We start from the raw sequence: 23,284 nt of genomic DNA on the forward strand, positions 1-23,284 counted from the left end.
GCCGGCTCTCACATCCCGCTCAGATAGAGTTCCGCCTCGGCCGCGCGGCGGCGCACCAGCCCCTTGAGCACCCGCCCGCCGGCACGGTTCCAGCGGGCGAATTCGCGCGCGGCGCCGGCATGGTCGCCGGCGATGTGGCGCTGGGTCAGGGTGGCGCGGGCGATCGCGCCGGTATTGTAGTGGAAGCTGACGAGGGCATCGAACTGGGCCTGGGTGGTGGGCGCCTCGCCAATCGCGGCGGCGACTTCGGCGGCATGGGCGGCGAGATCCTCGGCAAGGCGCGCGTCGCACTGGGCCTGGGTCCAGCGCGTGTCCGGGCCGATGCGCCCGCCGGTGAAGCGGTCGCGCCCGGTCGCGCCCCAGCCGATGGTCCAGGGCGCGCCGCCGGTGCCCGGATCGGGATAGGCCTCGACGAGACCGTCGCCCCTGAGCCGCGCGCAGCCCTCGAAGCGCTTGACGAGCGCGACGCCGGCCGGGCCGATGCGGCGCGGGGTGGCGGGGGCATTCGCGGCAGGCAGGGCGGCGAGGCGGCGCATCAGCTTCAGGATCGGGGTGGCGGGTTTGAAGGTCATGGGCTTGCCTCCTGTCGGGGTGAGGCCCGGCAATTACGCACGGCTTGCGCGAGTAGGAAAACGGTTTTCGGCAGGGTGACAAGAGTTCTTGACTGACAAGAGTTCTTGTCTGTAAAGAGCTCTTGTCAGGCCTAGTTGATTCGGACGTGCGGATCGGCGGAGCCTGGATGCACTTGATCAACTTGTCGGCAGGAACCCAGGTGGAAAACCGTCTGAAGCACTACCGTGAGGCCGAAGGGTGGAGCCAGGGCGAACTCGCCCGCCGCCTCGGCGTGTCGCGCCAGACGATCAACGCGGTCGAGACCGACAAGTATGATCCTTCGCTGCCCCTCGCGCTGCGCATGGCGCGCCTGTTCGGCGTGGCGGTGCCCGAGCTTTTCATCGATCACTGGGAGCCCGAGTCATGATGCTGGAAGACAAGACCCCCCGCACCGCCATGCCCGTCTGGGTCCGCAAGCTGCTGATCCCTGCCGCGCTGGGCGGCGTGATCGGTTTCGCCGCCGCTTCGGCGACGATGCGTTTCGTCGACAGCGAGACCGTCGACGCTCTCGGTGCGTCGGCGCTTTTCGCCGTGATGGTGGCGCTGTTCTACACCTTGATGGGGCTGGCGGTCGGCTTCGGTGCCGCCAGCCCGCGCCTCGGTGCGCGCTTTCTCAATGTCGAGGACGCCGATGAACTGCGCGAGCAGAAGCGGGTGCTGATCTATTCCGGCGCTGCGATGGCGCTCTGGGGGATCGGCCTCCTCAGCCTCGCGCTCGCCGCGCCCGTGGGACCAGTGCCTCAAGGGATCGCGCTCGCGCTCGGGGCAGGGGGGCTGCTGGTCGGGGGTGTGCTTTCGGTGGTGGCCTATCGCGCCTGCGACGAGCTGATGCGGATGGCTCATCTCGAGGCCGCGGCCATTACCTATGGGCTCGTCGTGCTGGTGGTGGGCCTGTGGTCGATGTTCGCCCATGTCGGCCAGGTCGCCGCGCCCGCGCCGCTCGATCTGGTGACTCTGTTCTACGTGCTGGTGTTGGCAGCGAGCTTCATCGTGGTTGGCCGGCGCGGGATGTTGGTGATCCGCTAGAAAGGCGCAGGGCCCAAGCAAAAGGGGCGCCCGCCGTGTGGCGGACGCCCCTTTCCTTTGCCGTGAGCGGCGATCAGAAGCGCCAGGTCGCGCTGCCGCGCACCACCTGAGCCTCGGCATTGTCGCGGCCGATGGTGGTGTCCACCGAGATCGCCGTCTGAAGCGGTCCGGTGCCGAAGGTCGCCGCGATGCCGACCTCGCCCCAGGTGTGGTCGGCCGTGTCGAGCACGAAGTTCGCGTTCGGGCCGGTGCCGGTCGCGAAGTTCGCGCCGAGCAGCTGCGGACCGTCCTCGAACTCCCACACGAACTGCGCGTTGGCGTTGATCGCAATCTGCTTGCCCTGCTTCTCGTAGGCGAAGCCGAAGCGGGCCTGCTTGCTCTCGAAGCTCTCGCGGGCAAAGTTCAGGCCGAGCGTGCCGCCGGTCTCGCGCGTGGTGGCGAGATCGACGCTGGCGTAGCGCGCCTCGATACCCGGCGAGATCGTGCCGATGCTGCTTTCGAGGTCATAAGAGATGCCGAGGGCACCCGAGACCAGCAGGTCGTCCGAGGTCGATTCGAGCGTCTGCGGGGCGGTGAGGAACTGCACCTGACGCCGAGTGTCGAAGCCCATGCTGCCCATGCTGAACTGGCCGTCGATCACGGGGCCGTTCGCGAAGGCGTGACGCAGGTAGACCGACGCGGCATAGGTGTCGTTCTGGACCCGCTGGTCGAGCGGCGTGTTGGCGTCGATCGAGCTGTAGAAGCCCGAGATCCCGACCATGGTGCTCTCGCCCGGGTAGAACTCGATCCCGCCCGCCAGGTAAAACCCGTCGAACTCGGTGGGCTGCGAGATCAGCCGGCCCGCGATCGTGTTGCCCACCCCGTAGCCGGGGAGCGAATCCGCGTCGCCGAACACCAGACCGCCCGCCGCGAAGATCGCGACATTGTCGGGCAGGTTCGTCTCGGTCATCGTGGTCTCGCCGTCCTGCACGCCCATCTGGATCCCGCCGAGCGGCTGGAGCGCGGGGGCCATGCCCATCTGCGCCAGCTCGAGCGGACGCCCGATCACCGCGACCTTGCCGCCCGCCCGCGACTTGTCCGCCTCGCGCAGGCGCGCGGCGTTGAAGTTCTGGAGCATGTTGACCGACTGCGCCGACAGCGAACGCACCGCCTGCTCGTTGACAGGTGCGAGGCTCGCGAAGGTGTTGCGGATCGTGTCGACCGACGCGAAGTCGAGCGCATAGAGGCTCGCCAGCGCCTCGTTGGGGCGGTTCTGGTCGAACAGCTGGGCGTAGGCGGTCTGGACCGTGCTGTTGCGGTCGATCACCGAGTTGTAGCTCGCCGCGCGGATCTGCATCAGCACCGCGTTCGTCTGGTAGGTGAACTGCTGGCTGAGGATCGGCGAGAGGCTCTGGGCAGAGAAAGTGCCGGTCACCCCGCCGGTGGCGGTGAGGATGGTGAACTGGCGGCCGAGGCCGTTGACCTGCCCGGTCACGCCCGCGCCGACCACCACCTGGCCGCCGACATTGGCCGCGCCCGTCACGGCGATCCGGTCGGATGCGGTGCCCGAGATGTCGACGAGGTACTGGTTGCCCGAGGCGAGCACGAGGTTGCCGCCGATCGACAGCGTCCCGGTGGTGCCGATCGTGCCCGGCGCGATCTGGCCGGCCACGCTGTTCACGAAGGGCGCAGTGATCGTGCCCGAACCCTGCAGCAGGCCGCCCATCACGGTGTAGTCGCCCACCGAGGTCAGCGTGCCGTTCACGGTCATGATCCCGCCGGCCTGGGTGATGTCGATCAGCGAGTTGAGGCGGGCGCCCGAGTTGATCGTCAGCCCGGCCGGACCGCGCAGGGTCAGCCGGTCGATGGTCACCGTGCTGCTCAGCGTGGTGGTGCCGGTGTTGGCCAGCGTCACGTCGAAGTAGCGCGGCAGCACGCCCGCAAGGCGGTTGCCCGGGGTGTTGTTGGGCACGAAGTTGGTCGCGCCCGGCAGGCCGTTGGCGATGGTCGCCGGGGGCAGGACCGCCGTGTTCTGCGGCTCATCGGAGGCGGTGAGGCCACCGTTCGCGGCAAAGGCGCCGTCGGGGTTGATGACGTCGGAGCCAAAGTTGTTCGACAGCGCGCTGCCGATCCCCGCCCCTTCGCCGAGTGTGTCGTTGCCCGAGGTGCCGATGCCACCCGGGGTCGGACGGATCTGGCCGGTCGCGAGGTTGAGGCACGCATCGCCGCCGCCCGCCGCCGGGCCCTGCACGCAGAGGTCACCGAACTGGCCCGAGGTGCCAAGGTTCTGCTCGCCGGGGCGGGTCGGAACGCCGTTCACCAGCTGGCCGTTGGCGCCGATGATGAAGTAGTTGGGGTCCTGCAGCGAGACCCAGCGGGTCGGGTCTTCCCAGTTGCCGCTGCCGGCGACCGCGCCGACGTAGCGGTAGGGGTTGTTCGCCGCGATCCAGTCCCAGTAGAGGTAGATCGGCTGGTAGAACGAGGCCGTGCCGTAGCTCGAACCCGGCTGCGCGCCGAAGAAGCGCGACCCGCCCGAAAGGACGCCGATCACGACCTGCTGGGCGAAGGTCCGGTCGAGGATCAGCGGGCCGCCCGAGTTGCCGCCCGAGGTGGTGCCTTCGTTGGGCAGGGCGTTGTCGCGGAACACGTTGAAGTCGAACGGGGACGCCTGCGGGGTGCCGCGGCGCGGATCGTCGAAGTCGATCCAGTAGAGGTTCTGCGGCCGGCTGACCGAGAAGCCACCGAACAGGAAGGTGTCGCGCACGTTGAGCGAGGTCAGCGCACCGAGCCAGTTCTCGGCCACGCGCCGGCGATAGTCGATCGCGCCGGTCGCGCCGGTGGTGCCGATGCCGTTGGCGCCGTAGCCGCTGATGGTGACGTGGTAGCCCGTGCCGTTGGCCGCGGTGATCTGCGAGGGCGGGGTCAGCGCCGACAGCAGGATCGCCCAGGTCGGGATGTTGCGCGCGGGCGTGTCGAGCGAGGCGATCGCCACGTCGCCATAGAGGAAGCCCGCAGCCGCCGGTTCGAGCGAGAGCGGGTTATAGACCAGCCCGTTGACGGTGTAGAAGAACTCGCTGGTGCTGGTGGTGTTGGGCGCGCGGCCCTGCGCCGCCGAACCGAACAGCCAGTTGAGCAGCGGGGAGGTGCCGGCCGGCTGACCCGGCTGGGTGGTGTTGTTGGAATTGTTGAAGCCGAAGCCGATCGCGACCCCGCCCGAGGCCGAACCGTAGGCGGTCGCGGGGCGGTTGTTCACGCAGTGCGCGGCGAACAGAACGGTGCGCGGGTTGATCAGGGTGCCGGTGCACAGCCCGAGGCTCACGCCGCCGCCGGCACCCGGGGTGCTGACGATCATCTGGCCGATGCCGTTGATGTTGACCGGATCGCGTGCCGTGGTCGGGGTGCCCGGCAGCGAAATCACGATCTGGGATTCATCCTGGATGTCGACCTGGCCGACATAGGTCTCGATCTCGGTGCCGAGCGCGGGAGCGCGCACGTGGCGTTCGTCGAGGAGCTGGGTCGGATCGAGGATCGTGCCGCCGTGGCGCTCGTTCAGCACCTCGCGCGGATCGAGCATGACGTCGCGATGCCGCGCATCCTCGAGCTCGGCGGCGTCGAGCCGCGGGCCGTTCACGCCCAGAACGGATTGCGCATTGGCGGCTCCGGCACCGAGCACCAGGCCGGCCAGCGCCACACCCGTCATCAGCGCCGGGCGCACCCGACGATCACCTTTGATCATAGACACCTCTACCTTGTTGCGTCCCTAGGGGGGTATTGAAGTTCGCAAGCTGTTGCGAAGGATCGGCAAACTAGCTGCTCGCCGAAGCAGGGCAAGAGTGAAACAACATTTCCTGCCGGCGTTGCTTTCCGGCATCAGGTCGTGCGCGCGGGGCGACTCACCGAGTGGCGAGCAGCGCGGTGTAGCCGGCATAAAGCGCCACCAGCACCGCCCCCTCGAGCCGCGACAGCCGCCATCCGCTGCGCAGCTGGACGATCAGGAGCGCCGTCACGCCGAGCATCACCCAGATATCGAAACCTGCGATTTCGGCCGGCACTTCAATGGGCTGGATCAGTGCGGTGGTGCCGAGGATGCCGCACAGGTTGTAGATGTTCGATCCCACCACATTGCCGAGCGCCACGTCCTCGTGCTTGCGCAGCACCGCAACGACGCAGGCGATCAGTTCGGGCAGGCTTGTGCCCACGGCGACCACGGTGAGGCCGATTACGCTTTCCGACACGCCCGCCGCACCCGCCAGCACGACCGCGCCATCGACCAGCCATCCGGCACCGAAGATCGCGGCGGCGAGCCCGGCCAGGATCATCCCGCCGAGCACCACCGGGCCGGCATCGGGCGGCACCGGCACGTCCTCGGCTTCGTGCTCGTGGCGGGTCGCCTCGGGGCAGGGCGCGGCGCTCTCCGACTTGTAGGCCCACCAGATGTAGCCCACGAGGCAGCCGATGAGGACGATCCCCGCCAGAGGCCCGATCACGCCGAGCAGCACCGCACCGGTGGACAGCAGCGCCGAGCCGCCGAGCGCGATCGAATCCCGCGCAAAGGAAGCGGGGTTGACCGAAAGCGGCAGGATCACCGCCGAAAGGCCAAGGATGAACAGGATATTGGCGATGTTCGATCCGACCACGTTGCCGATCGCGATCCCGGGGGATCCCGCCAGCGCGGCCTGGACGCTGGTCGCCAGTTCCGGGGTGGAGGTGCCGAAGCCGACGATCGTCAGCCCCGCCAGCAGCGGCGAGATGCCGAGCCGCGCCGCCATCCCCACAGCCCCGCGCACCAGCAGTTCCCCGCCCAGCGCAAGCAGCACCAGGCCTCCGGCGACGAGCAGCAGCGATTCGGTCATGAATGTCCTGAACAGTTGGCGGGTTACCCGGAGGTCCTAGCGAGTTCGTGCGCGGAGGTGAAGTAACTCCGCCTTGGGTTGCGAGCCATGAAACCAGGTGTTACTTTCCAAAGAAAAGACCGGGCGCGCATTCAAGGGGGTTTGAATGAGCGTAACGAATTGGGACCGGCGTTCGGTGCTGCATGGCGGCGCCGGAATTATGGGGGCTCTGGCAGCAGGAGGGCTTGCCGCGCCTCCGGCCCGCGCGGCGGAGGGCATGGTGCCTCTCTCCGGCATGAGCCTGAAGAACTACCATCAGGTAATGGCCAAGATCCTTGCGCGAACGACGCGGATCGCGGTGCCGTCGTACCGGTTCGGACTGGTCATGCGCAACGGCATGGGGGCCAGCAGCGGGCAGGGGTCGAACAAGGTCGATCTCACCGCCGATCTCGTCGGGGTCGATGCGGCGCTGATGCGCCAGATCGCCCATCTGGCCTTCACCGACTTCATCGAGCGGCTGCGCGCCACGGGGCGCACCGTGCTCGGCTGGAACGAGATCTCGGCGAGCGAGGGCTTCAAGAAGCTCGATCCGACGCCCGATCCCTTTCTCAAGAAACCCTTCGCGGATTCGCGCACCGTTGCCGTGGTGAGCCCGGAATACCTTCCGCTGCTGACCATCGGCCCCGAAGCGCCGCTGTCCGACCGCTCGCCCTTCAATCTCGGCAATGCCCGCGCGCTCAACGCGATGTCGGCGGCGCTCAAGTGCGTGGTGGTGATCCCGAGCCTCGTCATGGACTTCGCCGCGCTGACCGGCAGCGGCCATTCGACCTACGGCGGCGGGGCCAATGTCGGCATCCAGCCCGGCCTGTTCCTGGTGCCGCTGTTCACGCACTGCAATTTCTTCCACGCCAAGATCGCGCTGGCGGGCGAGATGGCGCGGGTGATCCTCGAGGACCGCGTTGCCGTCGGCCAGGCGGGGCAACTGGTGCAGACCAGCAATTTCAACAACAATGCCGAGATCGAGGAATGGAACGCCTATGTGCGCTCCAACGCCTGGTGGACCGAGCCGAACATGGCCGCGCCCTCGCGCCCGACCTTGGGCTACAACTATTCGACCTACCAGTACCGGGTCGATCCCGCCCTGTTGCAGACCGCCGCGCTCGACGCCGCGCGCGCCACGCACGGGCTTTACATGGGGGTGATCAATGCCAATCCCGCTGCGGCCTAGCCTCGCCCTCGCGCTGCTGGCGCTCGCCGCGCCCGCCGGGGCCCAGACCAACCCGCTTGAAGGCGACACCCGGCCCCCCCAGGCGGCGGTCGCGGTCGATGCTTCGGGCGGGCTGGTGATCCCCACCGAGGCGCGGGGGCAGTTGCTGCCCGATCCCGACAATGCCGCCACCGGCGGAGTCGCCTTTGCCGACGAGGAGGGGTGGTACCGCTTCACCATGCCCAACGGTGGACGGATCGACATGGCCGGACCGATGCGCAGCTTCATCTTCGATGCCGGGACGATCGAGACGAAATGCGCCGCCCAGCGGCTTCCCGACGGCAGCTTTGCCGCCTTCACCATGGCGGCGATCCAGGCCGAGATCGATACGCTCTACGAGCCATTCGACGCGCTGATCGCCCAGCTCGGCTTCACCATCGAGAACCGCGCGACGATGGTGCTCGACACGCCCGGCCAGCGTTCGGCCATTCCGCTCAAGCTGCTCGGCTGGGACACGCGCAGCAGCGAGGATGTGCGGGCGACCTGGGCGATCATGCCCGCGCCTGCGGGGCTGCTGCTGTTCGCCTGTTCGGGCGCGGACCCGGGCCATCACCGCGAGGTGATGCGGCGCTACCTCAGGATCGGGAGCGGCATGACGACCAGGCCCTGAGGCCCTGCCGCGGCCCAAGCAAAAGGCCCGGGGAGCGATCCCCGGGCCTTTTGTGCAATGCTCCGGCCCCCGGAGGGGCGCGGGATCACATCGAGTAATACATGTCGAACTCGACCGGGCAGGGGGTGGTCTCCGTGCGGATCACCTCTTCCCACTTCAGTTCCATGTAGGCCTCGATCTGGTCCTTGGTGAACACGTCGCCCTTGAGCAGGAACTCGTGATCGGCAGCCAGGCTGTCGAGCGCCTCGCGGAGCGAACCGCACACGGTCGGCACCTCGGCGAGTTCGGCCGGCGGCAGATCGTAGAGGTTCTTGTCCATCGCCTCGCCGGGGTGGATCTTGTTCTCGATCCCGTCGAGACCCGCCATCAGCAGCGCCGCGTAGGCGAGGTAGGGGTTCGCCATCGCATCGGGGAAGCGGAACTCGACGCGCTTGGCCTTGTCGCCCGCACCATAGGGGATGCGGCACGAGGCCGAGCGGTTGCGGGCCGAATAGGCCAGCAGCACCGGCGCCTCGAAGCCGGGCACCAGACGCTTGTAGCTGTTGGTGGTCGGGTTGGTGAAAGCGTTGAGCGCCTTGGCGTGCTTGATGACGCCGCCGATGTAGTAGAGGCACATTTCCGAAAGGCCTGCGTACTCATTGCCCGCGAACATCGGCTTGCCGTCCTTCCAGATCGACATGTGGGTGTGCATCCCCGAGCCGTTATCGGCCTTGATCGGCTTGGGCATGAAGGTCGCGGTCTTGCCGTAGGCATGGGCGACCTGGTGCACGACATACTTGTAGATCTGCATGCGGTCGGCAGTCTGCACCAGCGTGCCGAAGGTCAGGCCCAGTTCGTGCTGCGCGGCGGCGACTTCGTGGTGGTGCTTGTCGCAGGGCAGGCCCATTTCGAGCATGGTCGAGACCATCTCGGCGCGGATGTCCACGGCGCTGTCGACCGGCGCGACCGGGAAGTAGCCGCCCTTGGCACGCGGTCGGTGGCCCATGTTGCCGTTGTCGTATTCCTTGGCGGTGTTGGTCGGCAGTTCGATGTCGTCGATCGAGAAGCCCGAGCCGGCATAGCCGTCCTCGAAGCGCACGTCGTCGAACATGAAGAATTCGGCTTCGGGGCCGACATAGACGGTGTCGCCGATCCCGGTCGACTTCAGGTAGGCCTCGGCGCGCTTGGCGGTGGTGCGCGGGTCGCGGGCGTACCAGTCACCGGTCGAAGGCTCGACGATGTCGCAGTTGATGATCAGCATCGGGGTGGCGCTGAAGGGATCGACCCAGGTCTCGCTCAGGTCGGGCTTCAGGATCATGTCGCTTTCGTTGATGACCTTCCAGCCGGCAATCGACGAGCCGTCGAACATGAGGCCGTCTTCAAGTTCATCTTCGCCCATGACGCTGGCCACCATGGTGAGGTGCTGCCACTTGCCCTTTGGGTCGGTGAAGCGCAGGTCCACCCACTCGATTTCCTCGTCCTTGATCTTCTTCAGGACGTCTTTTGCTTTCGACATTTCTTATTGCCTCCGGGTACTTGATGCGTTCGGCCTGCCCCCGCGGCAGGCTGGAGAGGGTGGAAAATCAGATCGCGTCGTCGTTGGTCTCGCCGGTGCGGATGCGCAGCGCGCTCTCGATGGCGGTGACGAAGATCTTGCCGTCGCCGATCCGTCCCGTCTGCGCGGCTGCGGCGATCGCCTCGACCACGCGCTCGGCCTGATCGTCTGCGACGACCACCTCGAGCTTCACCTTGGGGAGGAAATCCACGACATACTCGGCCCCGCGATAGAGTTCGGTGTGGCCCTTCTGGCGCCCGAAACCCTTGGCCTCGGTGACAGTGATGCCGGACACGCCGATTTCGTGCAGCGCCTCCTTCACCTCGTCGAGCTTGAAGGGTTTGATGATCGCTTCGATCTTTTTCACGTCGTCCCCGTCGGTTGGCCCCGTTCGCGCCTGGCTGGAATGCTGACCGATTCTTAACAAGAATCGTGCCAAGCCATGGATGATGGCTGCGAACAATCCTTGCCGCTTGAAGACTCAAGGGGAGGGATGTCTTTCGCCCGTGCTGGCCGGTTAGCAAGATTATGGTGCACTGCGCAATGGTGCACAGCATCAGATCACCGCATGCCTAAATTTTAAGCAAGGCGCTCCGCGATCAGAGGCGCAGGCCGGTGGTTTCGGGCAGTCCGCACATGATGTTGAGGTTCTGGATCGCGGCTCCGGACGCACCCTTGCCAAGGTTGTCGAGCACCGCGACGAGCCGCGCCTGCCTGCCGTCCGCCGAGGGACAGACATGGAGCGCAAGGCCGTCCCACGGGGTTGCCGAGCGCAGCAGCAGCATCTCACCCGGAACCGGCGCGAGCGGTGCGACCGACACGAGGCCGCTGCCAGCGAACTGCGCCTCGAGCGCCGCGTGCAGCGCATCCGCCCGCGGCTGGCCGCGCAGGGCGGCGAGCGGCAGGGGCACGTCGACCACCATGCCGCGGTGGGCGGGGATCACGCTCGGCGAGAACACCGGCGCATGGGCCAAGCCCGCATAGGCCTGCATCTCTGGCAGGTGCTTGTGCCCGAGCGCGAGGCCATAGGCGCGGAAGGCGATGTCGGGATCGGCCTCGAAGCGGTCGATCAGGGCATTGCCGCCCCCGGAATAGCCGCTCACGGCGTTGACGGTATAGGGCCAGTCGGCGGGCAGCAGCCCCGCGCGCACAAGCGGCGCGACCAGCGCCAGAAAGCCGGTGGGGTAGCACCCCGGATTGCTCACCAGACGGGCATTGGCGATCGCCTCATGCCCGACCATTTCGGGAAAGCCGTAGGTCCAGCCCTCGGCCACGCGGTGGGCGCTTGAGGCGTCGATGATGCGCGTTGCCGCCCCGTCGGCCAGTCGTACAGCATCCTTTGCTGCTTCATCGGGGAGGCAAAGGATCGCGATGTCAGCTTCGTGGAGCGCGTCGCGGCGCGCGCTCTCGTCCTTGCGCTGGGCATCGTCCAGCACCAGCAATTCGAACTCGCTGCGCCCTTGCAGCCGCTCGCGGATCTCGAGGCCGGTCGTGCCCGCAGCCCCGTCGATGAACAGGCGGATCGCCACCGCCTCAGCTCTCGGCGGACGCGAGGTCGCTCGCCCGGCACCAGCCCGTCGGGCCCTGCGGCCCGGGGCAGCCCCACACCCATTCGCCCGCCACGTCGAGCAGCTCGAACCGGCTGCCGGCGGGGAGGGTCGCGAAGATTTCACCATCCGCGCGCGGGGCGAGGCGCAGGCCCGCACCCTCCGTGCCGACAGTGCGGACATGGGGGATGACGTAATGCGCCGCGAGGTGGCTCCCGGCGAGCGCGATGTGCGCCAGATCGCCGCGCAGCGGCAGCGTGCCGGGCGCGGGCTTTTCCACCGGGCCCTTCAGACCCAGCACGCCCGCAGGCACTGCATATTCCGTCGTCTCGCGCTGCGCGCCGCTCATGGCTGTTCCGTTGGCCTTCTCAGGTGACGCCGGCGACCTCTCCCCAGGCCGTGCAGCGTGGCAGGCCCGTTAGCGGCAAGCGGCGCGCGGGGCAAGCTCAGCTGCCGTAGCGGGCGCGGATGGCGTGCCACGCGGCCCTCAGACCCAGCCCGCGCCCGCCCCGTGCGCGGCCGGGCTTGGGGGCGGGGGACCAGGCGAAGGTATCGAAATGCACCCAGTCGATACCCTCGCCCACGAAGCGGTCGAGGAACAGGCCGGCGACCGAGGCGCCTGCGAAGGGATTGGCGGCCGAGTTCGCCATGTCGGCGACGTCGGAGGCGAGGTATTCGCGGTATCCATCGTGCAGCGGCAGGCGCCAGGCGGCATCGTCGTTCGCCTTGCCTGCGGCGAGGAAGGCCTCCGCGGTCTCGTCCCGGCGGGCGAACAGCGCCGGCAGATCGGGGCCGAGCGCGACCCGCGCCGCGCCGGTCAGGGTGGCAAAGTCGACGATCAGGTCGGGGCTTTCCTCCGAGGCGCGGGTCAGCGCATCGCCGAGGATGAGGCGCCCTTCGGCGTCGGTGTTGTCGATCTCGACCGTCAGGCCCTTGCGGCTTTTCAGGATGTCGCCCGGCCGGAACGCCCCGCCCGAGATCGCATTTTCCACCGCCGGAACAAGCAGATGCATCCGCACCTTCAGCCGCGCGCCCATCGCCAGACCGGCGAGTGCCAGCGCGTGGGCCGCACCGCCCATGTCCTTCTTCATCAGCCGCATGCCGCTGCCGGGCTTGATGTTCAGGCCCCCGGAATCGAAGCAGACCCCCTTGCCGACCACCGCCAGCACTGGGTGGGCCGGATCGCCCCAGACGAGGTGCATCAGCCGGGGCGCATGCTGGCGTGCCGCCGCCCGGCCGACGGCATGGACCATCGGGTATTCCTGTTCCAGCGCGTCGCCCCGCACCACGGTCAGCTCGGCCTTGTGGGCCTTGGCGAGGCGTTCGCACTCGGCCTCGAGTTCTGCCGGGCCCATGTCTTCGGGCGGTGCGTTGACGAGATCGCGCAGGAAAATTTCCGCTTCCGCTTCAGCCACATAGCTGTCGATCTGCCCGACCTGCCCGGTCAGCAGCACGCGCGGGCCCTGGCTCTTGTCCTCGCTCTTGTAGCGGGTGAAGCGGTATTGCCCCGTGACCCAGCCGAACATCGCCGGGCCCGGATCCCCGCTGGCGAGGCGATACAGCCCCTCGGGCAGCTCCTCGGCGAGCTTGGCGAGGCACCAGCTCGAGAGGCTCTCGACGTTCGCCACCCCGCTCACCACGAACCAGGAATCGCCATCGGGAACAATGGCATACTGGTAGCCGCCGCCCTCAAACTTCTGCGCCGCAACGGCCGTGCGCTGGCCTGCGGTGAGGGTTTTGGCGAAGGCCTCGAAGGTGTCCTTGGAAACGAGGTGGATGGCCACCGCGCTTTCGCCGCGGTCGGGCCGGATCAGGGCTTTGGCTTCGGTCATTGCCGTTCCATAATCCCCCCCGCGCCGATGTCACCAGCGGATTCGGACAGGGAGGGGATCAGGATGGCTTGCAACAAGTTCCACGTGAAACAGCAACGACCGGGCGATGACTGCACAACGGCATCGCGACGCCCGCGCATCGCCGCCGTGCTGGGCGCGGCGATCCTCGCGGTCGGCAGCCTGCCCGCCGCGATCGCGGCGCAAACGCCCCCGGCACCCCCCGAGGCCGCCGCTCCCGCCCCGGACAAGACCGCCTTCTCCGAAACCGCCACCTACACCGTGAGGTCGGGCGAGGCGCTGCGCGAGTTTTCCTACACCTGGCCGGCCAAGGTCGCCGCCGTGCCCCAGCTCACCACCCGTTTCACTGCCGAGCGCGACAGGCTGCTCGCCGAACAGCGCGCCGACTGGGACGAGGCCCTGCGCGAATTCGCCGAGGGCGACTGCCTCGGCTGCGTCAACCGCTCCTTCGAGAAGAGCTGGGAGGTGGTCGCCGATCTGCAGCGCTTCCTCTCGCTTTCGGCGAGCTTCTACGCCTACACCGGCGGGGCCCACGGCAACGGCGCCTTCGACGCGCTGGTGTGGGACCGCGAGGCGCAGCAGGCGATCGACCCCAAGGTGATGTTCCGCTCGCCCGAGGCGCTCGAGGCGGCGCTCGGGCCGGCGTGGTGCAAGGCGCTCAAGGCCGAGAAGATCAAGCGCTTCGAGGGGGCCTACAGCGAGGACGGGATCTTCCCGTGCCCGGCGATCGCCGATCTCACCGTGCTGGTCGGCTCGGCCAGCCGCAGGAGCTTCGACCGCATCGGCCTGATCGCCGCGCCCTATGTCGCGGGCGCCTATGCCGAAGGGGTCTACGAGGTGACGCTGCCCGTCACTCCCGCGGTGCTGGCGGCGGTCAGGCCCGAATACGCGGCGGCTTTCGCGCCGGGCAAGTAGCAATTCGCGCCCGCAGTCGCTATGTGGGGGCCATGCACGACTATCAACTCGTCGACGGCGATACGACCGTCTACCGCGACGGCTCCATCAAGCTCCACACGCCCGAGGGCTTCGAGGGGATGCGCAAGGCCGGCCGCCTTGCCGCCGAGATCCTCGATGCCTGCGTCGAACTGGTGAAGCCCGGCGTCACCACGGGGAGCATCGACGATGCGATCCGGGGCATGATGCTCGATGCCGGCGCGATCCCCGCAACGCTCGGCTACCGCGGCTATGCGCACAGCTCCTGCATCTCGATCAACCACGTGATCTGCCACGGCATTCCGGGCGACAAGGTGCTGAAGGACGGCGACATCCTCAACATCGACGTCACGCCCTTGGTGGACGGCTGGCACGGCGACACGAGCCGGATGTTCTACGCCGGCGAGCCCTCGCTGAAGGCGAGAAAGCTGGTCGAGGTGACCTATGAGTGCCTGATGCTCGGCATCGCGGCGGCCAAGCCCGGCGCAAGGCTGGGCGATATCGGCGCGGCGATCGAAGCCCATGCGAGCAGCTTCCGCTACAGCGTGGTGCGCGAATTCTGCGGCCACGGTCTCGGCAAGCTGTTCCACGACGCCCCCGAAGTGATCCACGCCGCGCGCGCCGGGACGGGGCCGGAGCTGAGGCCGGGGATGTTCTTCACCATCGAGCCGATGATCAACCTCGGCAAGCCCTGGGCCAAGGTGCTCGGCGACGGCTGGACCGCGGTGACGCGCGACAAGTCGCTCTCGGCACAGTTCGAGCATTCGATTGCGATCACCGAGACCGGGAACGAGATCTTCACCAAGAGCCCGACGGGGCGGGATTTCCCGCCTTACGTGTAAGGCCACCTGCGTCCCGGGAGCAACCGAGGCCAGCTTCGGTTCTCTCGTCATTGTGAGCGTAACGAAGTAATCCAGAGCGGGGCGCGCGTTGCTCTGGATTGCCGCGCCGCTTCGCGGCTCGCAATGACGGGCGGTGCTCTAAAGAAACAGCACTGCCAGCACCGCGCTCATCACCGTCACCAGCCCCACCGAGAACCCCAGCATCGCGATCACCGGCCGCGTCACCCGCCCGTGCAGCACCCAATCATATCCCGCCGAGACGAGCACCGTGATCGGCACTTGCACCGCGATAGCGACCGGATCGGGCAGGCCGAGCACCTGCACCACGCGGGCATAGGCGGGGGTCATCAGCGCGAGGGTAGCGATCAGCATCGCCTGGCGGTGGGCGGCGATGTCCCTCCGGCGGGCGTAGTGGAGGGCGAGGAAATAGAGCGGCACGAAGGTCGCGAAGGCGGCAAGGTTCACCACCGTCACCTCGGGGCGGCCGAGTTCCTGTCCGATGCGCCACGAGATCACCCCGCCGCTCACCAGCATCGCCCCCACCAGCGCGATCGAGGCGCGCCCCGTCGCCCGGTGCGCGGCCAGCCTGAACCGGGCGGCGAGGAAGCTCTGGCTCGCCAGCAGGATCAGCCAGGCGATCATGCTCCCGGCGTGGAACACCACCAGCGGGGTGTAGCGCGCCTGCACCTGCGGATGGGCGATGGCCTTGAGCGCGAAGGCGAACAGCGTGAAGCCCAGCAGCCCCAGCGCGATGTTGCCCATCAGGATGTTGGCGCGGACGTGACTTTCGGGTGCTCTCACGAAATCTCTCTGGCGGCCCTGATCGCGGCGCCCGCGGCGAAAGGCGCGAGGGCGACGAGGCCGAGGCTTATCGCACCAACGAAGCCGAGGCTCACAGGATCCTGCCGCGCCAGCGCCCCCGCGCCGAAGATCAGGATCGGCAGCGCGAGCGGGATCAGCAGCAGCCCCGAAAGCGCGGCGCCTGCCCTGAGCGAGGCGGTGAGCGCGGCGATCATCAGGCCGATGGCGGCCAGGCCCGGCGTCCCCGCCAGCAGGCCGAGGAGGAGGATCTGGAAGCTCTCCCCCTCGATCTTCAGCAGCGCGGCGGCGGGGAAGGTCGCCAGCAGGAGCGGCGGGCCGAAGCTCAGCCAGTGGGCGAAGAGGCGCACCGCCATCATCGCCTCCTCGGTGATCCCGCGCAGGCGCAACTGGTCGAAGAACCCGAGGGCAATGTCGCGCGCCACCAGCTTTTCCAGCGGCAGGATCGCCGCCAGCAGCGCCGCGATCCACACCACCCCGCCGCCGGTTTTCGCGAGCACGTTGGCATCCGGCCCGACCGCGAATGGGAACAGCATCGCGACCGCGACGAAGAACACGACCGGCAACGCCGCGCCGCTCCCGGTGAAGGGGAAGAACTGCGCCAGATCGCGGCGGAGCAGGGCGGCGATCATGCCTCTTCCTCCTCCGGCGCGGGGGCGAAGTCCTCGATCGCGAAGCTGGTCATGCCCGGCACATCGAGCGGCTGGTGCGAGGCGATCAGCGCGATCCCGCCGCTCGCGCAATGCTCGCGCACCAGCGCGCTGACGAGGCCCTGCGAGGCGGTGTCGAGCCCGCTCAGCGGTTCATCCAGCAGCCACAAGGGCGCGGCCTGCCCCAGCACCCGGGCGAGCGCGGCGCGCTTCCTCTGGCCGGTCGAGAGGTAGCGCACCGGCACCTCGGCCAGCGCCCCGAGCCGCAGCCGCTCCATGATCGCCTGCCGGTCGGCGACGCGGTCGATCCCGGACCAGAAGGCCAGCGCCTTGCCCAGCGGCAGGTCGGGATCGAGGCCGGTGCGCTCGTCGAGCAGCGCCAGCGCACCCTCGCGCCGGACCTCGCCCGCAAACGACGTCGTCAACCCCGCCAGCGCGCGGATCAGCGTCGTCTTGCCCGCGCCGTTGGCCCCGGTCACATGGCACGCCGCGCCCGCTTCCAGCCGGAACGACAGCCGCCGGAACAGCAGCCGCTCGCCCCTGCGGCAGGCGAGGTTGTCGGCGATCAGGCTGGGCGAGGGCGCTTGCATCGGGCCGCAGCGTTAGGGAAAAGGGCGCCCGCAAACAAGCGACCCGATCCGAGGAACCAACCGATGTCCGTCCCCGAACTCACCCCCGACGAAACCGCCGCGCTGCTGGCCGCGCACCCCGAATGGAGCCTAGCGCGCGAGGGCAAGGCGATCGCGCGGACCTTTCGTTTCAGGGACTTCTCCGAGGCCTGGGGCTTCATGAACCGGGTCGCCCTGCTGGCCGAGGCGCAGGACCATCACCCGGAATGGTTCAACGTCTACAACCGCGTCGAGGTGACGCTGACCACCCACGACGCGGGCGGGCTGTCCGCGCGCGATGCGCGGATGGCGGCAGCCGTGGATGGGTTGCTTCGACCGTAACCCGTTCGGGCTGAGCTTGTCGAAGCCACGTCCTTTCTTGAGGCGCGCGCTGCGGCCCAAAGAGAAGTGCAGCCGTTGACGCTACGCGTCAGCTTCGCTTCCGACAGGCTCAGGGCGAACGGGGTCAGTCCTACTGCCCCAGCGGCCGCAGGCTCGCCCGCAGCTGCTTCCTGACCTTGCCCGGCATCCAGCGCTTGGCGAAGGCCATGCGCTTGGCGGTCGCGCCGACGAAATAGTCGAGCTTATCCCCGTGCACCGCGTCCCACACCGCCTCGGCGACGCGCTCGACGGGCGTAATCTCCAGCCCCGCCGCGCGCACCCGGTCGCGGATCTGCTCGTTCGACCTGCGGTTGCCCGTCCCGTCGAGCAACGGGGTCTCGATGAAGCCGGGGCACACCGAGGCGACCGTGATGCGGTCGCCCGCCCATTCGGCATCGAGGCTCTCCGAGACCGCGCGCACCCCGAACTTGGTCGCGCAATAGACGCTCATTCCCGCCGAGCCCGCGATCCCGGCGGCGCTCGCGATGTTGACGAGGGCCGATCCCGGGGCGGTCTTCTGCAGGTAGGGATAGACCGCCTGCGCGCCGTAGAGCACGCCCTTCAGGTTGATGTCGAGGCAGCGGTCGATCTCCTCGGGGTCGAGCTCGGAGAGCGATCCGCCGGTGCCGATCCCGGCATTGTTGACCAGCGCATCGATCCGTCCGCCCGCGGCCTCGGCGAAGGCGGCGAGCGCCTCGTCCCAGCCCTTGCGGTCGCGCACGTCGAGCGGGCCTGCCCACTTGGCGCTGCCCTGGATCAGGTTGAGCGTCTCGGCCATCCCGCCGGCATTGATGTCGGCCACCCCGACGAACCAGCCCCGCGCGGCGAAGTGCAGCGCCGTCGCGCGCCCGATGCCCGATCCGCCGCCGGTGATGAAGATGCTGCGCTGCGTGCTCATGATGATCCCCTCTCGATTGCGTTTTGCAACCGTCTAGAGCGGACTGACAGGCTTGTCAGCAGGCAGAGTGCGCCAACGCACAGCGGCGGGCGAAGTTTACAAAGTTGACACTGTAAACTTCGATTTCCTGCAGAATTTCCGCAATTCTTTCAGAGCGTTCTGCAGCAAAACCGAAGTTGACACTGTGTTTTGCGTTTTCTTCGCCAGATGGGGCGCAGGCGCAACCCTCTGCGGCGATCCCGCGCGGCAACGACAATTCGAAAGAGCCGCCCGAGGCTAACCGGAAGCCCGCCGGTAGGAAAGCGTGCCGAGCGTCCGCTTTTGGGAGCGCCGAGGATGTGCGCGAATGGCGGTAAGTGGGTGGGAAACGGACCAACCTAACTGGGGTGGCTGCCGCTCCTGGCACACTTCTGCAAGCCTCAGGCCGTGCGTACCTGCACGCGGCCTTGCAAGTCATCATCCATTTCTTGCACCAGCTCCACGAATTCTTGCGCGGCCGACTTGGGGGAAATCGTGCCAGAGAAGCATACTGTTATATTCGCTTCGGGCACATCGTAGAGAAATCCTTGGAAGTCGCTAAAGAATACATCCCAGCTATGTCTGGTATGGATGAGGCAGTGTATCTGCGAAATCATCGCATCGATGATGTCTTCTAGAGCTTCTTCGCTCCCGGTGAGCGTTAGGCGCATTTCCAAGACACGAAGTCTCCCACAAGCCAAGCTGCAGGCCGGGCGCCATCTCCTTGCATCAGATCATCGAACGTCCGCAATGGGGTCGATACCCGAACGGCTGCTTCCCGGCCGAAAATGCCGATACCGGACGAAGCCCTACAGCGCCGGGTTGGCGTAGTAGTGCCAGGTGAAGATCGCCATCGCCCCGCGCTGGGGCGCCCACGGTTCGGCGAGAGCGCGGGTCGCCTTCTCTGCCGGGCGCTCCTCCAGCCCGAGCAGCCGCTTCACCCCCTCCTGCACCGCAAGGTCGCCCGCGGGCCAGATGTCGGGGCGGCCCTCGGCGAAGAGCAGGTAGATCTCCGCCGACCAGCGGCCGATGCCCTTGATGCGGGTGAGGAGGGCGATGGCTTCCTCGTCGTCCTCGGGCAGAGCATGGAAATCGAGTTCGCCCGCCTCGACCAGCTCGCACAGCGAGCGCGCATAGCCCTGCTTCTGGCGCGAGAGGCCGCAGGCGCGCAGGGTGTCGAAATCGCGCTTCAACAGGCACGCCGGCGTGAAGCCCTCGCCCAGTTCCGTCTCGAGCTTTCTCCACATCGAGGCGGCGGCCGCGACCGAGACCTGCTGGCCGACGATGGTGCGCAGCATCGTCACGAAACCGCGGTCACGCAGGCGCGGCTCGGGATAGCCGACCGCCGCGATGGCGCGCGCCACCTTCGGCTCGCGCGCCGCCAGCGCATCCAGATCCCCGCGCAATTTTTCGGCGCTCAAGCCCACTCCCAATTTCCTTATCTTGCCTTGGCCCCGAGAGTATCTTAGCAGCCTCGGCGCATTCTCACAGCGCACAGTCTTGCGCTCAACAGCCCGGAAGGAACCGCACTCCATGCCCAGACTGGTCGTCACCAACCGCGAAGGCGCCACCAGCGAGATTACCGTCGATGACGGGCTTACCGTGATGGAGGCGATCCGCGACAACGGCTTCGACGAACTGCTGGCGTTGTGCGGCGGGTGCTGTTCCTGCGCGACCTGCCACGTGGTGGTCGATCCGGCCTTCGCCGACAAGCTCCCCAAGATGAGCGAGGACGAGGACGACCTGCTGGAATCCTCCGATCACCGCGCCCCGACCTCGCGCCTGTCGTGCCAGATCCCCTTCACCGCGGATCTCGACGGGCTGCACGTCACCATCGCCCCCGAAGACTGATCGGCAAGGGGCGGGCCGGTGGACGCCGAACTCGCCCGCTTCCTGCGCGACGAACTGGGCCACGCGCCCGAGGGCACCGCGGCGGGGCCGTGGATGGTGCGCGGGCCGGTGTGGCTGTGGCAGGGCGCGGACGGCGCGCCCGCCAAGGGCAGCTGGTATTTCCTCACCATCGACGGCGAGACCGCCGGCGCGATCAGGGCCGCTGCCACGAAGGCCGATGCATGGGGCTCGGTCCGGATCGAGGCGACCATCGGCGGCACCACCTGGCGCACCTCGCTCTTCCCCTCCAAGGCACATGGCGGCTGGCTGCTCCCCTTGAAGGCCGCGGTGCGCAAGGCGGAGAAGATTGCCGAGGGCGGCGAGGTCGAGGTGGTGCTGAGCCTCACCTAACTTCGTCATTGCGGGCCGCAGGCGCGTCGCTACGCTCCTCGCGATGACGAGAACGCTCCATCGCCTTGATCATTGCCCCGCGCGGCTCCAGCGCCTAACTCTGCGCCCATGAACATCACGCGCCCCTTCGGCGACACGCTCGCGCTCATCGGCAACACCCCGCTCGTCCGCCTCGCCGGCCCCTCGGCTGCGGCGGGCTGCGACATCTGGGGCAAGTGCGAATTCGCCAACCCCGGCTCCTCGGTCAAGGACCGCGCGGCCCTGTGGATGATCCGCGACGCGGAAAGTCGCGGCGAACTGAAGCCCGGCGGCACGGTGATCGAGGGGACGGCGGGCAACACCGGCATCGGCATCGCGCTGGTCGCCAATGCGCTGGGCTACAAGACGATCATCGTCATGCCCGACAACCAGTCCAAGGAGAAGATGGACACCCTGCGCGCGCTGGGGGCTCAGCTGGTGCTCGTCCCGCCGACCAAATATTCCGATCCCGGCCATTTCCAGCACGTCTCGCGCCGCATGGCAGAGGAGACGCCGGGCGCGGTCTGGGCCGGACAGTTCGACAACGTCGCCAACCGCAAGGCCCATATCGAGGGCACCTCGCAGGAAATCTGGGAGCAGACCGGTGGGCGGATCGACGGCTTCACCTGCGCGGCGGGCACCGGCGGGACCATCGCCGGGGTGGGCATGGGGCTGAAGGAGAAGAACCCCGACATCCGCATCGCGCTGACCGATCCGCACGGCGCGGCGCTCTACAACTACTTCGCTCATGGCGAGCTGCGGGCGGAAGGCTCCTCGGTCGCCGAGGGCATCGGGCAGGGGCGCATCACCGCCAATCTCGAAGGCGCGCCGATCGACACGCAATACCGCATCAGCGACGAGGAAGGCCTCGTCTGGGTCGAGCGGCTGCTGCGCGAGGAGGGGCTGTGCCTCGGGCTTTCCTCGGGCATCAACGTGGCGGGCGCGGTGATGCTGGGGCGCGAACTGGTCGCCGAGGGGCGGGCCAATCCGCAGGTGGCGACGATCCTGTGCGACACCGGCTTCCGCTACCTCTCGACGCTCTACAACCCCGAATGGCTGAGGGCCAAGGGCCTGCCCGTGTTCAGCTGGCTGGAACAGGGAGCGGCGGCATGAGCGGGCTGTCCTGGCGCGAGCGGCTGCGGCGGATGAACCAGCGCAGCCTGTTCCACCCCTCCGCCGTGCCCGGCGAGCCCTCCGGCGAACCCGACGACCTGCCGCCGCCCGCGACCGTGCGCGCCGAGGCGGTGCAGCGGCTCCAGGTCGGTCTGTTCGGGATCGGGGCGATGGTGCTTCTGGTCGGGCTTGCCAGCATCATCGGCGGTCAGGCCGATCGCAACGACCAGCTCGCCGCGCCCGAGGCCGCGCCCACCACCGAGCCGAGCGCACCGCCCGCACAGGCCAACCCGCTCGCCGATGCGGGCGTCGTGCCCGATATCGCCGCCCAGCCGAGCCCTTCGCCCGCGCCGCCGCCGCTCGACCTGCCCCCGCCGCCGCGCCCCGCAGCCCCGGGCAATGCCGCACCCCAGGAATAGGCCGCCTCGCGCGGCGCTCGCCGCGCTGCTGCTGGCGGCGCTCGCGGGGTGCGAGGCCGCGCCCGCGAAGCCTTCCGCGCCGCCGTCCGATGCCGCGCCCGCCGAACGCCTCGGGCTGATGACGAGCCTGCCACTCTACTGGCCGCTCGGCACCGGCATCGCGGCGCTGGCGGATGGCACCGCCGCCGTGCCGTGGCAGCGTGCGGCGCTCGAACGGGCCTATGCCATCGAGCCGCTCGACACGCTCTCGCCGATCCCCGGCCTCACCCCCGATGCGCCCGAGACCGATCCGCTCGCCGGGCTCGACCGGCTGGCGGTGGTGCAGCCGCGCGGGCTCTCGCCCGCGGACAATGTCGCGCTCGACAAGTGGGTGCGCGGCGGAGGGCGGCTGCTGCTGGCGCTCGATCCGGCGCTGACGGGCGAATACGACCTGCCGCTTGGCGATCCGCGCCGCCCGGTCGATGCCGCGCCGATCCCGCCGGTGGTGGCGCGCTGGGGCCTCGCGGTCGCCTTCGACGAGGGGCAGGCGGGCACGGTCAGGGCGGAAATGCTGGCGGGCGAGCCCCTGCCGCTGGCGCTTGCCGGCACGGTGCGCATCGCCGATCCGGCGGCGGCGGACTGCACCATCGCTGCGGGCGGCGCGGCGGCGCGCTGCGCGGTCGGCAAGGGGCGCGTGACACTGATCGCGGATGCTGGCATCTTCGAACATCCCGAGCTTGCCGGCGAGAACGGAGCCGGTCTTTCCGCACTGGTCGCGGCGGCGCTGCGGTGAGCGGATCGGGAAAATCGCGGGACGGCCGGAGTCGCAACCGGCGAGGTCCGGGGAAATTGCGGGAGGTGCACGGTTTGTTCCGCGAAAATCAGGTGTTTGCCGGGGCCGGGCGGGCACCGACAGGCGGGAGAGGAAACGAGGTATTTGTTTTGAAACAGTGACATACCAAGTTTTCCCGTAAAATCCCCGAAAAATCCCTTCCATCCCCACGCCTTCCCCGATATGACCGGGGTCCATCAGACATGCCTGTATGTCGCGCGCCGTGCCTCCACTGGCCGGCGCACCGTGCCGCACGCGTGCGGCCGGGACGGGGAA

At 68.3% G+C, this 23,284-nt stretch carries 26 protein-coding genes; 12 read left to right on the plus strand and 14 right to left on the minus strand.

Annotated elements, in window-relative coordinates; genetic code table 11:
• Nucleotides 1-8 precede the first annotated feature (8 nt).
• Nucleotides 9-572, minus strand: coding sequence for a lysozyme (locus CBR61_RS06380; protein ID WP_088913609.1), 564 nt, complete (start codon nt 570-572; stop codon nt 9-11).
• 200 nt (nt 573-772) lie between these two features.
• Here CBR61_RS06380 and CBR61_RS06385 point away from each other — a divergent pair, with 200 nt between their 5' ends.
• On the plus strand, nt 773-979 hold the full coding sequence (locus tag CBR61_RS06385; protein ID WP_088915496.1) for a helix-turn-helix transcriptional regulator: 207 nt from the start codon (nt 773-775) through the stop codon (nt 977-979).
• The gene (locus tag CBR61_RS06390; protein WP_088913610.1) at nt 976-1,638 is read left to right on the plus strand and encodes a hypothetical protein; all 663 of its coding nucleotides are present in this window, start codon (nt 976-978) and stop codon (nt 1,636-1,638) included. The genes CBR61_RS06385 and CBR61_RS06390 overlap by 4 nt, the downstream gene beginning before the upstream one ends.
• Before the next feature lie 73 nt (nt 1,639-1,711).
• Here the strand turns inward: CBR61_RS06390 and CBR61_RS06395 are convergent, their stop codons facing one another.
• Together CBR61_RS06395 and CBR61_RS06400 are read right to left on the minus strand one after the other, a co-directional pair.
• Nucleotides 1,712-5,353: an autotransporter outer membrane beta-barrel domain-containing protein gene (locus CBR61_RS06395; RefSeq protein ID WP_088913611.1), complete on the minus strand. Its 3,642-nt coding sequence runs from the start codon at nt 5,351-5,353 to the stop codon at nt 1,712-1,714.
• Between the two features lie 157 nt (nt 5,354-5,510).
• A complete protein-coding gene (locus CBR61_RS06400) occupies nt 5,511-6,470 on the minus strand; it encodes a calcium/sodium antiporter (RefSeq protein ID WP_088913612.1) in 960 nt (319 codons plus the stop codon).
• A gap of 145 nt (nt 6,471-6,615) precedes the next feature.
• On the opposite strand from CBR61_RS06400, the gene CBR61_RS06405 reads away from it, so the two are divergent.
• Together CBR61_RS06405 and CBR61_RS06410 are read left to right on the plus strand one after the other, a co-directional pair.
• Nucleotides 6,616-7,677, plus strand: a complete 1,062-nt coding sequence (locus CBR61_RS06405; RefSeq protein WP_157696517.1) for a hypothetical protein — start codon at nt 6,616-6,618, stop codon at nt 7,675-7,677.
• The gene (locus tag CBR61_RS06410; RefSeq protein WP_088913614.1) at nt 7,655-8,326 is read left to right on the plus strand and encodes a hypothetical protein; all 672 of its coding nucleotides are present in this window, start codon (nt 7,655-7,657) and stop codon (nt 8,324-8,326) included. Before CBR61_RS06405 ends, CBR61_RS06410 begins: the two co-directional genes overlap by 23 nt.
• An 85-nt stretch (nt 8,327-8,411) precedes the next feature.
• On the opposite strand, the gene glnA is transcribed toward CBR61_RS06410, so the two are convergent.
• The 5 genes from glnA to CBR61_RS06435 all read right to left on the minus strand — a co-directional run bounded on the left by glnA (nt 8,412) and on the right by CBR61_RS06435 (nt 13,239).
• Entirely contained in the window at nt 8,412-9,821 is a 1,410-nt protein-coding gene (gene glnA, locus CBR61_RS06415; protein ID WP_088913615.1) for a type I glutamate--ammonia ligase, read from the minus strand.
• A 67-nt stretch (nt 9,822-9,888) separates the two neighbouring features.
• Complete coding sequence (locus tag CBR61_RS06420; protein ID WP_054119870.1) at nt 9,889-10,227, minus strand: P-II family nitrogen regulator; 339 nt, start codon at nt 10,225-10,227, stop codon at nt 9,889-9,891.
• A 232-nt stretch (nt 10,228-10,459) separates the two neighbouring features.
• Nucleotides 10,460-11,389, minus strand: a complete 930-nt coding sequence (argC, locus tag CBR61_RS06425; RefSeq protein ID WP_088913616.1) for an N-acetyl-gamma-glutamyl-phosphate reductase — start codon at nt 11,387-11,389, stop codon at nt 10,460-10,462.
• A gap of 4 nt (nt 11,390-11,393) precedes the next feature.
• Nucleotides 11,394-11,756 (minus strand): SH3 domain-containing protein, encoded by a 363-nt coding sequence (locus tag CBR61_RS06430; RefSeq protein ID WP_088913617.1) that lies wholly within the window; start codon nt 11,754-11,756, stop codon nt 11,394-11,396.
• Nucleotides 11,757-11,853: 97 nt separating this feature from the next.
• Nucleotides 11,854-13,239 (minus strand): leucyl aminopeptidase family protein, encoded by a 1,386-nt coding sequence (locus tag CBR61_RS06435; protein ID WP_088913618.1) that lies wholly within the window; start codon nt 13,237-13,239, stop codon nt 11,854-11,856.
• An 84-nt stretch (nt 13,240-13,323) separates the two neighbouring features.
• Between CBR61_RS06435 and CBR61_RS06440 the strand changes: the two genes are divergently transcribed.
• On the plus strand, nt 13,324-14,172 hold the full coding sequence (locus CBR61_RS06440; protein ID WP_172835928.1) for a PdaC/SigV domain-containing protein: 849 nt from the start codon (nt 13,324-13,326) through the stop codon (nt 14,170-14,172).
• A gap of 32 nt (nt 14,173-14,204) precedes the next feature.
• Entirely contained in the window at nt 14,205-15,032 is an 828-nt protein-coding gene (map, locus tag CBR61_RS06445) for a type I methionyl aminopeptidase (RefSeq protein ID WP_088913620.1), read from the plus strand.
• 138 nt (nt 15,033-15,170) lie between these two features.
• Here the strand turns inward: map and CBR61_RS06450 are convergent, their stop codons facing one another.
• The 3 genes from CBR61_RS06450 to ccmA are packed head-to-tail and all read right to left on the minus strand — an operon-like array spanning nt 15,171 to nt 17,091.
• On the minus strand, nt 15,171-15,833 hold the full coding sequence (locus CBR61_RS06450) for a hypothetical protein (RefSeq protein ID WP_233996895.1): 663 nt from the start codon (nt 15,831-15,833) through the stop codon (nt 15,171-15,173).
• Nucleotides 15,830-16,483: a heme exporter protein CcmB gene (locus CBR61_RS06455; protein WP_088913622.1), complete on the minus strand. Its 654-nt coding sequence runs from the start codon at nt 16,481-16,483 to the stop codon at nt 15,830-15,832. Before CBR61_RS06455 ends, CBR61_RS06450 begins: the two co-directional genes overlap by 4 nt.
• Entirely contained in the window at nt 16,480-17,091 is a 612-nt protein-coding gene (gene ccmA, locus CBR61_RS06460; RefSeq protein ID WP_088913623.1) for a heme ABC exporter ATP-binding protein CcmA, read from the minus strand. The genes CBR61_RS06455 and ccmA overlap by 4 nt, the downstream gene beginning before the upstream one ends.
• A gap of 63 nt (nt 17,092-17,154) precedes the next feature.
• Between ccmA and CBR61_RS06465 the strand changes: the two genes are divergently transcribed.
• Nucleotides 17,155-17,451 carry a 4a-hydroxytetrahydrobiopterin dehydratase gene (locus tag CBR61_RS06465; protein ID WP_088913624.1) on the plus strand — a complete coding sequence of 99 codons (297 nt, stop codon included), beginning with the start codon at nt 17,155-17,157 and terminating at the stop codon, nt 17,449-17,451.
• Nucleotides 17,452-17,581: 130 nt separating this feature from the next.
• Here CBR61_RS06465 and CBR61_RS06470 read toward each other — a convergent pair whose 3' ends face one another.
• The 3 genes from CBR61_RS06470 to CBR61_RS06480 all read right to left on the minus strand — a co-directional run bounded on the left by CBR61_RS06470 (nt 17,582) and on the right by CBR61_RS06480 (nt 19,833).
• Nucleotides 17,582-18,388 carry an SDR family oxidoreductase gene (locus tag CBR61_RS06470; protein ID WP_088913625.1) on the minus strand — a complete coding sequence of 269 codons (807 nt, stop codon included), beginning with the start codon at nt 18,386-18,388 and terminating at the stop codon, nt 17,582-17,584.
• Nucleotides 18,389-18,807: 419 nt separating this feature from the next.
• Entirely contained in the window at nt 18,808-19,083 is a 276-nt protein-coding gene (locus tag CBR61_RS06475) for a hypothetical protein (protein WP_157696519.1), read from the minus strand.
• Nucleotides 19,084-19,215: 132 nt separating this feature from the next.
• Complete coding sequence (locus CBR61_RS06480; protein WP_088913627.1) at nt 19,216-19,833, minus strand: DNA-3-methyladenine glycosylase family protein; 618 nt, start codon at nt 19,831-19,833, stop codon at nt 19,216-19,218.
• 106 nt (nt 19,834-19,939) lie between these two features.
• Here CBR61_RS06480 and CBR61_RS06485 point away from each other — a divergent pair, with 106 nt between their 5' ends.
• From CBR61_RS06485 to CBR61_RS06505, 5 genes are all read left to right on the plus strand, one after another.
• A complete protein-coding gene (locus CBR61_RS06485; protein WP_088913628.1) occupies nt 19,940-20,257 on the plus strand; it encodes a 2Fe-2S iron-sulfur cluster-binding protein in 318 nt (105 codons plus the stop codon).
• A gap of 18 nt (nt 20,258-20,275) precedes the next feature.
• Nucleotides 20,276-20,647, plus strand: coding sequence for a DUF1905 domain-containing protein (locus CBR61_RS06490; protein WP_088913629.1), 372 nt, complete (start codon nt 20,276-20,278; stop codon nt 20,645-20,647).
• Nucleotides 20,648-20,755: 108 nt separating this feature from the next.
• Nucleotides 20,756-21,778, plus strand: coding sequence for a cysteine synthase A (locus tag CBR61_RS06495; RefSeq protein ID WP_088913630.1), 1,023 nt, complete (start codon nt 20,756-20,758; stop codon nt 21,776-21,778).
• A complete protein-coding gene (locus tag CBR61_RS06500) occupies nt 21,775-22,197 on the plus strand; it encodes a hypothetical protein (protein WP_088913631.1) in 423 nt (140 codons plus the stop codon). Before CBR61_RS06495 ends, CBR61_RS06500 begins: the two co-directional genes overlap by 4 nt.
• The gene (locus CBR61_RS06505) at nt 22,178-22,969 is read left to right on the plus strand and encodes a hypothetical protein (protein ID WP_088913632.1); all 792 of its coding nucleotides are present in this window, start codon (nt 22,178-22,180) and stop codon (nt 22,967-22,969) included. The genes CBR61_RS06500 and CBR61_RS06505 overlap by 20 nt, the downstream gene beginning before the upstream one ends.
• The last annotated feature ends 315 nt before the right edge of the window (nt 22,970-23,284 follow it).

This window comes from Porphyrobacter sp. CACIAM 03H1, assembly GCF_002215495.1.
Lineage (GTDB): Bacteria > Pseudomonadota > Alphaproteobacteria > Sphingomonadales > Sphingomonadaceae > Erythrobacter.

Excerpts from the sequence above, each read along its gene's own strand:
- CBR61_RS06430 (WP_088913617.1), bottom strand. The coding sequence starts at position 11,756 with ATGAGCGGCGCGCAGCGCGAGACGACGGAATATGCAGTGCCTGCGGGC.
- CBR61_RS06500 (WP_088913631.1), top strand. The coding sequence starts at position 21,775 with ATGAGCGGGCTGTCCTGGCGCGAGCGGCTGCGGCGGATGAACCAGCGC.
- CBR61_RS06470 (WP_088913625.1), bottom strand. The coding sequence starts at position 18,388 with ATGAGCACGCAGCGCAGCATCTTCATCACCGGCGGCGGATCGGGCATC.
- glnA (WP_088913615.1), bottom strand. The coding sequence starts at position 9,821 with ATGTCGAAAGCAAAAGACGTCCTGAAGAAGATCAAGGACGAGGAAATC.
- CBR61_RS06390 (WP_088913610.1), top strand. The coding sequence starts at position 976 with ATGATGCTGGAAGACAAGACCCCCCGCACCGCCATGCCCGTCTGGGTC.
- CBR61_RS06400 (WP_088913612.1), bottom strand. The coding sequence starts at position 6,470 with ATGACCGAATCGCTGCTGCTCGTCGCCGGAGGCCTGGTGCTGCTTGCG.
- CBR61_RS06395 (WP_088913611.1), bottom strand. The coding sequence starts at position 5,353 with ATGATCAAAGGTGATCGTCGGGTGCGCCCGGCGCTGATGACGGGTGTG.
- CBR61_RS06455 (WP_088913622.1), bottom strand. The coding sequence starts at position 16,483 with ATGATCGCCGCCCTGCTCCGCCGCGATCTGGCGCAGTTCTTCCCCTTC.
- CBR61_RS06495 (WP_088913630.1), top strand. The coding sequence starts at position 20,756 with ATGAACATCACGCGCCCCTTCGGCGACACGCTCGCGCTCATCGGCAAC.
- CBR61_RS06465 (WP_088913624.1), top strand. The coding sequence starts at position 17,155 with ATGTCCGTCCCCGAACTCACCCCCGACGAAACCGCCGCGCTGCTGGCC.
- CBR61_RS06380 (WP_088913609.1), bottom strand. The coding sequence starts at position 572 with ATGACCTTCAAACCCGCCACCCCGATCCTGAAGCTGATGCGCCGCCTC.
- CBR61_RS06410 (WP_088913614.1), top strand. The coding sequence starts at position 7,655 with ATGCCAATCCCGCTGCGGCCTAGCCTCGCCCTCGCGCTGCTGGCGCTC.
- map (WP_088913620.1), top strand. The coding sequence starts at position 14,205 with ATGCACGACTATCAACTCGTCGACGGCGATACGACCGTCTACCGCGAC.
- ccmA (WP_088913623.1), bottom strand. The coding sequence starts at position 17,091 with ATGCAAGCGCCCTCGCCCAGCCTGATCGCCGACAACCTCGCCTGCCGC.
- CBR61_RS06485 (WP_088913628.1), top strand. The coding sequence starts at position 19,940 with ATGCCCAGACTGGTCGTCACCAACCGCGAAGGCGCCACCAGCGAGATT.
- CBR61_RS06435 (WP_088913618.1), bottom strand. The coding sequence starts at position 13,239 with ATGACCGAAGCCAAAGCCCTGATCCGGCCCGACCGCGGCGAAAGCGCG.
- CBR61_RS06405 (WP_157696517.1), top strand. The coding sequence starts at position 6,616 with ATGAGCGTAACGAATTGGGACCGGCGTTCGGTGCTGCATGGCGGCGCC.
- CBR61_RS06505 (WP_088913632.1), top strand. The coding sequence starts at position 22,178 with ATGCCGCACCCCAGGAATAGGCCGCCTCGCGCGGCGCTCGCCGCGCTG.